1 protein-coding gene is annotated in these 345 nt (G+C 64.9%); it reads right to left on the minus strand.

Features of this window, described 5'->3' with window-relative positions:
• Positions 1 to 345: alpha-amylase family glycosyl hydrolase (locus AC5P09_RS52225; RefSeq protein ID WP_493880666.1), on the minus strand; the 345-nt coding region annotated here is incomplete at both ends.

Raw genomic sequence — 345 nt, forward strand, 5'->3', positions numbered from 1 at the left:
CTCCTGGAACCACGGGTGCTGGTCGCTGGTGTGGTTCATGACGAAGTCGATGATCACGCGCATGCCGCGCTGGTGGGTGGCGTCGACGAACTCCACGAAGTCGGCGAGGTCGCCGAACTCGGGCAGGACGGCGGTGTAGTCCGAGACGTCGTAACCGCCGTCCCGGAGGGGTGACTTGAAGAAGGGCGGCAGCCAGAGGCAGTCGACGCCCAGCCACTGCAGGTAGTCCAGTTTCGCGGTCAGTCCCTTGAGGTCGCCTACACCGTCGCCGTTGCTGTCCTGGAAGGAGCGGACGAGGACCTCGTAGAAGACGGCGCGCTTGAACCACTCGGGATCCCGGTCCTT

Source organism: Streptomyces sp. a15 (assembly GCF_059026085.1).